This window comes from Stenotrophomonas maltophilia, from assembly GCF_013464485.1.
GTDB lineage: Bacteria > Pseudomonadota > Gammaproteobacteria > Xanthomonadales > Xanthomonadaceae > Stenotrophomonas > Stenotrophomonas maltophilia_AW.
Map to the genome: position 1 here is coordinate 170,414 of NZ_RAUX01000009.1, position 6,789 is coordinate 177,202.

Here is a 6,789-nt window from a genome sequence, read left to right on the forward strand (position 1 = left end):
ACGCCGCGAGGGGACACGGGCTACCTGGATGCGTCGAGGCCGACGTTCTGGTCCGAACCGACGCCGGCGGCCGTTCGGCGGCGTATTGGCTGGTCGGGGTGCCGACGCCGGGAAAAGGCACCTGAGCCGTGGCCGATTTCATAGCGAGCCAGGCACGATGATATTCAGCTTCCATTGCCGATATGTCATCGAATAAGCAAAAAAATCAATTGGTTAAGTGGTGTTTTTGTCGGGCCGTCCCTGAGTCGATGAGCGTTCGCGGGAGAGGAAAGTGTCAGAAAAATGAGGTATTCTTCTGACAAGGAGCATCCCATGACGTCCCTGAGCCTGGAAATCCTGACCCATGCCGCCAAGCTGCCCGAGGGTACCCCCCTGGTGGCCAGCGAATTGCTGCATTTGGGCAACCGGGCGGCTATCGATCAGGCGCTCTCTCGGTTGGCCAAACGCGGCCAACTGATTCGCGGCAGCCGTGGCGTTTACTTGTTCCCGGTGACCAGCCGTTTTGGGACGCGCCCGCCGGAGCCTGCCAAGGTGGCGGAAGCGATCGCTCGGCTGTGTGGTGAAGTCGTAGTGCCCAATGAAGTGGCTTCTGCTAATGCCCTTGGATTGACGACCCAGGTGCCGATGCGACAGGCGTACCTGACGTCCGGCAAGTCGCGGCGGTTTCAGTTGGGCAAGCAGGTGCTGGAGTTCAAGCATGCCCCGGCGTGGAAGCTGCGTATCGCCAATCGACCCGCGGGCCAGGCATTGCGCGCCATCGCCGGGGCAGGACCGAAGAACGCTCATGCGGTTATTCGCCAGTTGCGGCAACGCTTGAGCAAGGCGGAACTTGTCGAGTTGGCAGGCACGTCGACCCATTACATGCCCGCGTGGCTGGCCAAGGAACTCCGTGGGCTGAGAGCCCATGGCTGAGGCTTTGCTCAGCTTGGGTGAAAGTGAGCGACGCGAGGCCCTGCTCATTGCGGCCGACAGGACCGGGCGTCCTGCCTATCTCCTGGAAAAGGATGTCTGGGTGGTCTGGACACTTGGCGTGCTCTTCGAGAGTGCACTCGGGGAGAACCTGGTTTTCAAGGGCGGTACCTCATTGTCCAAGGCCTATGGCGGCTTGATCCAGCGCTTCTCTGAGGACATCGACCTGACCCACGACATCCGGCAGCTGATTCCGGACATGGCGGATGCCGGCGATGAGCCGATCCCGGCTTCTCGTAGCCAAGCCAGGAAATGGACGGATGCCGTCAGGGAGCGACTGCCGGTTTGGATTTCCGACGAAGTCGTGCCGGTGCTCGATGCTGCGATCAAGGCATCCGGCTTGGATATTGCGCTCATCCAGGAAGGCGAAAAGCTACGTTTGCGTTACGCGCAGCTGACGGAAGGAAACGGCTATGTCCGACCGGAGGTGTTGTTGGAATTTGGTGCCCGCAGCACGGGAGAGCCTGCTTCAGCGAGGAGGGTTACGTGCGACGCGGCCCCCGTGCTGTCCGAACTGGTGTTTCCCGTAGCCATGCCCCGCGTGATGGCTGCAGAGCGCACCTTCTGGGAGAAGGCGACGGCTGTGCACGCCTACTGCCTCAAGGGCGATTTCCGCGGAGAGCGCTACGCACGGCATTGGCATGACCTGGCGCGGCTGGCGGCAGCAGGTATCGCGAAAGCGGCGATAGTCGATCGAACGCTCGCGCATCGGGTTGCGGATCACAAGCAAGCATTCTTCGCCGAGAAAGCGTCGGACGGAAGCGTGATCGACTATGGGAAAGCGGTTTCAGGCGATCTCAGGCTGATCCCGGAAGGAGAGGCCCTCGATGCCCTCAAGAGCGACTACCAGGAAATGATCAGCAGTGGTCTCTTCGAGGAGGAGCCGTCTCCATTCGAAGTGCTGATGAGTCAGTGTCACGCGATTGAGTTGGAGGCCAACAGGTAAGTTGGCGTCCCCCCGTGGTCGTATTCTTGCTTTGCTGCAGGCGGTCGCCCGGTTAAAACCACGGTGGTCGCATCCAATGGTCGAGATTCGGTAGGGAATCTCAACCATTGCCCTGTCTTCGCTTCGCTGATGGATTTTTTTGGTCGAGATTCGGGGCTGAATCTCGACCATTGAGCATCAGCTGCGATCGCAGCTGCGGGGAGCCCGATTTGACATGCGCAGCCACCGGCAGGACAGTGGCGGCAAGGGCAATGGGCTTGAGTCGGTCGTGTTCGACCACCAAGCAACTGTGACCCGGGCCGTCGTGTATCACACTTGGTGGTCGCTTTTCTACCGGGCTCCGTGCCAACTCAGTGCCAATTGGGCCCCGTGGCGGGATCAGCCGGTGGATAATGGGGTCGGAAGTGCAACGGTTAAGTGCATGATCTGGAAGGGCTTCACCGTTTTTGACCGGATTGCACCTGCCAGATCCGCCTAACCCCGACCACCTAGCGCCGCCTACCGGAGCAGTAGTCCACGCCGTCAAGGAAGCGATCGGGCCGTTCAGCCGCCGACAGCACTTCCTGCAACCGCGGTTCGAGCACGGCATGGCGCAAGCGAGCCCAGTGCGTGGCCCATCGCATCGCACGCTCCAGTGACGGCGCTGCCACGCGATGCGGCTCGATACCAAGGCCTTGGATGCAGACTGTTACGAGCCACGTATTGCGGACCGGCTGGGCCTCGACCAGGGTGATGCCATGAGTTGCAAATAGCTGGTCGCCTCCCGCTGTGTCCAAGCATAGACGGGCCCCAACCACAGTCGGCGTCCACTGGCCATCGGATCCCCTCGGAACCTGCGTAAACACCCCTTACCGTTGACCAGAACCTGAGGGATGTCAAATCAGGGGGGGGCAACTGTGGCCTAGGCAACGTGTGTAACGTCGCTTACAAAATTTGGCTCAATGACCAACGGCACTAAATGATAGCGTCAGTCGGCCGATAGGGAAATGCGTTTACCTTCACAGTCTTCCATGAGGCCCACTATGGCAACAACTGGCAAGTCCCTGGCTCCCCGCATTGTGCGCTGGCTGCGTCCTGACGATCCTCGTTGGGGTGCCGTTGCCGCCTCCCAGGCCACGATCGAGTTTTCCCTAGACGGGACGGTGCTCACCGCCAACCGTAAGTTTTTGGCGCTGATGGGATACGAGTTGGATGAAATCCAAGGCCGCCCCCACCAGCAGTTCCTGCTGAAGGAGGATCGCGACGGCCCGGACTACGCCGCCCTCTGGCAAGGCTTGCGGCAGGGCGAGCACCGTGCCGGCGAGTTCAGGCGCGTGACAAAGCAAGGCGAGCAAATCTGGCTCCACGCCACCTACGCGCCGGTCCTGGACCGGACAGGGCGGCCGGTCAAAATCGTGAAGTTCGCGACCGATATCACCCACCAACGAGGCCTGCACGCCGATACTCAAGGCCGTTTGCAGGCCATTGATCGTGCTATGGCCGTGATTGAATTTGATCTGGAGGCCAACATCCTGACGGCCAACCAGAACTTCCTTGATGCTTTTGGGTACCAGCAGGAGGAACTTCAGGGCCAGCGGCACGCCCTGCTCATGCCGACCAACGAGCAGCATAGCCCGGAGTACAAGCAGTTTTGGCGAAGACTCAATGAGGGGCGTATTGAGAAGGGGCAATTCTGCCGCCGGCACAAGTCCGGTAGGGACGTGTGGATCGAAGCTAGCTACAACCCGGTATTGGATACGTCAGGGCGTATCGTCAAAATCGTCAAATACGCCACGGACGTTACCGAACAGCGCAATCGCAACGCCGATTTCCAGAGCCAGATGGCGGCCATAAACAAGGTTCAGGCGGTGATTGAGTTTGACTTGGCAGGCAATATCCTGGCGGCCAATCCGAACTTTCTGGCAGTCGTGGGTTACTCCCTGCAAGAGGTGGTGGGTCGGCATCACCGCATGTTCGTGCCCGCCGATCAAGCCTCTAGCGTTGACTATCGCCAGTTCTGGCAAGGCCTCGCGCAGGGCCAAGCCGACGCAGGGCAATACATGCGCTATGCCAAGGGCGGGAGAGAAGTATGGCTGCAGGCCACCTACAATCCGATACTTGATGCCAGCGGCAAACCTTACAAAGTGGTCAAGTACGCCACGGACGTGACCCAACAAGTGCAGTTGGCCAATGCGATGACGTCGCTGGTGGCCCAGGTCAACGAACTCACCCAAGGCATCAGTAGCGCTGCTCGTGAGATCTCCACAGGAAATCAGGACTTGTCCGCACGAACCGAATCACAGGCAGCAAGCGTGGAGGAGACGGCGGCCACCCTCAACCAGGTGACCGAGGCCATCCTCCAGAATGCTGACAATGCGCGCCAGGCCAGCACGTTGACTGAATCCGCCTCACAGGTGGCCAAACAGGGTCATCTGGCAGTCGAGCGGGTCGTTCACACTATGCATGAGATCAGTGAGTCCAGTAAGCACATCATCGACATCGTCGGCGTGATCGACGGCATCGCGTTCCAGACCAATATCCTGGCGCTTAATGCGGCTGTAGAGGCCGCACGCGCGGGCGATCAGGGCAAGGGGTTTGCAGTGGTCGCACAGGAGGTCCGGTCCTTGGCAAAACGCTCGGCCGATGCGGCAAAGGATGTCAAGTCCTTGATCGCGGCTTCCAGTGAGCGGGTGCATCAAGGCGCCGACACCGTGGCCGATGCGGGTATGGCCATGCAGGCCATTCTTGACGTCATTGGTCGCTTGACTGGGATCGCGACCCAGATCAGCCAAGCCTCACGCGACCAGGGTGACAGCATCACGCAAGTCAACAGCGCCATCCGCACCATCGACCAGACCACCCAGCAGAATGCGGCGCTAGTGGAAGAAGTCGCCGCAGCGTCCAATCAACTAGACGAGCAGGCACGGATGTTGGCAGAGACGGTTGCGCGTTTTGTTGCTGATAGCCAAGTTGGGGGGACGAAAGCGCCGGCGGCTTTGAATCGCCCCGATCCACTAGACATCTCCGAGCCGTAAATTAGGTCGCCAACCGGCTCGATCTCCTGCATCAACCGCTTCAGGGCCCGCAGGTAGTCCCGATCGAGCGGATCGGTGCTGCCGATCGACAGTGAAACGCCGTGCATGGCCAACGGGTAGCGCGCGCGAACTGCTTCAAGGTAGTGGCGGGGCTTGCCACCGGCGACCATGAAGTTCTCGGAAATGATCTCGAACCAGTCGAAGGATCGCCGGACCCGCGAGGGTTTGGCCGATGTAGATGCCGGACGGACGATACCGCACGAGGAACTACCGCAATGGATCAGGCGACGGTCGGAGCCTTCTTGAGTGTTTCCGTTAGGTCAGGTTTGAGCGGTACCGCCGCAATGCCTAACGTCAAGGGGCGATTCCTCGTTAAATCATGGCGTTAGAGTCGATTCGGCTGTTTTTCTCACGAATCCCTGCCGACCCTCATTCATCAGGCGGCGATCGAACTGCCACTCTGGCCAGAACATCCGGTTCCGGACGCGCCGCGAAAGGCAGCTTGTGGCGGCGGGTTCCGCGGCTCCTCGCAGGAGTGGGAATGCTGTTGCTGGCCGCATGCAGTCCGGTGCATGTGGTCAGGTCAAACCAGGCCAGGACCTATGCAGGTCTCAGCATCCACGGGGAGCGTCGGATGGAGATCGTGCCAGCGGGTAGCACGCACGGGCACTTCCAGACGGTGACTCTCGCCCCCGTCCTGCTGATGCCAGAGGTGGCTGCAACGCTGAACCCGGGCGTCGGTGATCGCCTCAAGGCTGCCGTAAGCAGTCAGCTGCAGCGGCAGATCGACAGGCGCCTGGGCCGGAGCGGGGCAGGGCGGCCGGGAACGGAGCTGTTGCTGCTTGCAAGGATCACCTCGGTGAAGGAGGTGTCTGTCGGCCTGAACATTGCCACATCGGTCCTGATGGGACCGGTGAGCAAGGGACAGCTTTCCCTCGAAATCGAGGCGATCGACGCAAGCACTGGCAGGCAGGTAGCACTGCTGCTGCTCGCCGACGAGGCCGACATGAGGGACATTCGAAAAAGCTACACGCCGGACGGCCACGCCAAGTCACTTGCGGGTCGGTTCGCGATTGAGGCGGTGGAGTTCATTGCGCCAATGGTGAGATCACGCTAGCTTCCTGGTGCCTTGCCACCGCCGCAAAGCACTCGCTGGGTGTCGCGGGACGCTGACATGAAATGCTAATGGCAGCGACGAAGCATTGATGGTGTATGACTTGGCAACGCGAAGCGGGATGGTCTTGGTACTCTCAGTAGTGCCAAGACCGTGCTTTAGAGGAACTCCTACAGATCTGGCCGACTGACGATTCCAGACTGAGTACTCCGCGTGCTCAAGCACATGCGGGGAAACTGATCTGTTCCGATGGGAGCCTGGCTTGATTGGGAGAGCAGCTTTTGTCCGAAAGGTGGCATTGGATCAAGCTGGCGGTTCGGGCTGTCTATCCGGGGGTAGGACGGATGCTCGCTTCTGGCCGGAAGCGGACCTCGGCGGGGCAGGGGATAAGGAAGATTTATCGGGGGTAGGGAAGGGAACTCCTGGCCTGATCTGGATTTGCGATTTCCTAGAGGATCGATGCCTTCGAACAGTTGGTCGATGATGCCGCATCGCAGGCTGATCCTCGGGCAGTTCCCCGCGCGGCGCTTGCACTACGGCATCATCTGCCGCGCAGTTTCCGAACCGCTCATAGGCGAGAGGGCGCATCACCGTTAATCAGTTGGTTGCCGGCTGGCGCGCGAAAATGGCGGCGCAGGCGGCTACGGGATAAAGTTATAACTTAGGTAACGACGCCCCCCCTCAATTGAGTAGCAAGCTGCTTTGGAGTCCAATCCCCAACGAGAAGGAGATTGGACGTGAAAAAG

The 6,789-nt window shown here is 60.2% G+C and carries 4 protein-coding genes and 1 pseudogene; 4 read left to right on the top strand and 1 reads right to left on the bottom strand.

Going from position 1 to position 6,789, the window contains the following annotated elements:
- Positions 1–312 precede the first annotated feature (312 nt).
- From D7Y61_RS04370 to D7Y61_RS04380, 3 genes are all read left to right on the top strand, one after another.
- A complete protein-coding gene (locus D7Y61_RS04370; RefSeq protein WP_149501021.1) occupies positions 313–912 on the top strand; it encodes a DUF6088 family protein in 600 nt (199 codons plus the stop codon).
- Positions 905–1,915 carry a nucleotidyl transferase AbiEii/AbiGii toxin family protein gene (locus D7Y61_RS04375; RefSeq protein ID WP_149501020.1) on the top strand — a complete coding sequence of 337 codons (1,011 nt, stop codon included), beginning with the start codon at positions 905–907 and terminating at the stop codon, positions 1,913–1,915. The genes D7Y61_RS04370 and D7Y61_RS04375 overlap by 8 nt, the downstream gene beginning before the upstream one ends.
- A 1,022-nt stretch (positions 1,916–2,937) precedes the next feature.
- Complete coding sequence (locus D7Y61_RS04380; RefSeq protein WP_180865247.1) at positions 2,938–4,929, top strand: methyl-accepting chemotaxis protein; 1,992 nt, start codon at positions 2,938–2,940, stop codon at positions 4,927–4,929.
- Positions 4,930–4,955: 26 nt separating this feature from the next.
- On the opposite strand, the pseudogene D7Y61_RS22575 reads toward D7Y61_RS04380, so the two are convergent.
- Positions 4,956–5,213 (bottom strand): annotated as a pseudogene (locus D7Y61_RS22575) (multinuclear nonheme iron-dependent oxidase); the annotation flags it as partial.
- Positions 5,214–5,470: 257 nt separating this feature from the next.
- Between D7Y61_RS22575 and D7Y61_RS04385 the strand changes: the two are divergent.
- On the top strand, positions 5,471–6,046 hold the full coding sequence (locus D7Y61_RS04385; RefSeq protein ID WP_180865248.1) for a DUF3313 family protein: 576 nt from the start codon (positions 5,471–5,473) through the stop codon (positions 6,044–6,046).
- Positions 6,047–6,789 lie beyond the last annotated feature (743 nt).

Bases quoted from the DNA above. Each gene is read 5' to 3' on its own strand.
- D7Y61_RS04380 (WP_180865247.1), top strand. From the start codon at position 2,938: ATGGCAACAACTGGCAAGTCCCTGGCTCCCCGCATTGTGCGCTGGCTG.
- D7Y61_RS04375 (WP_149501020.1), top strand. From the start codon at position 905: ATGGCTGAGGCTTTGCTCAGCTTGGGTGAAAGTGAGCGACGCGAGGCC.
- D7Y61_RS04385 (WP_180865248.1), top strand. From the start codon at position 5,471: ATGCTGTTGCTGGCCGCATGCAGTCCGGTGCATGTGGTCAGGTCAAAC.
- D7Y61_RS04370 (WP_149501021.1), top strand. From the start codon at position 313: ATGACGTCCCTGAGCCTGGAAATCCTGACCCATGCCGCCAAGCTGCCC.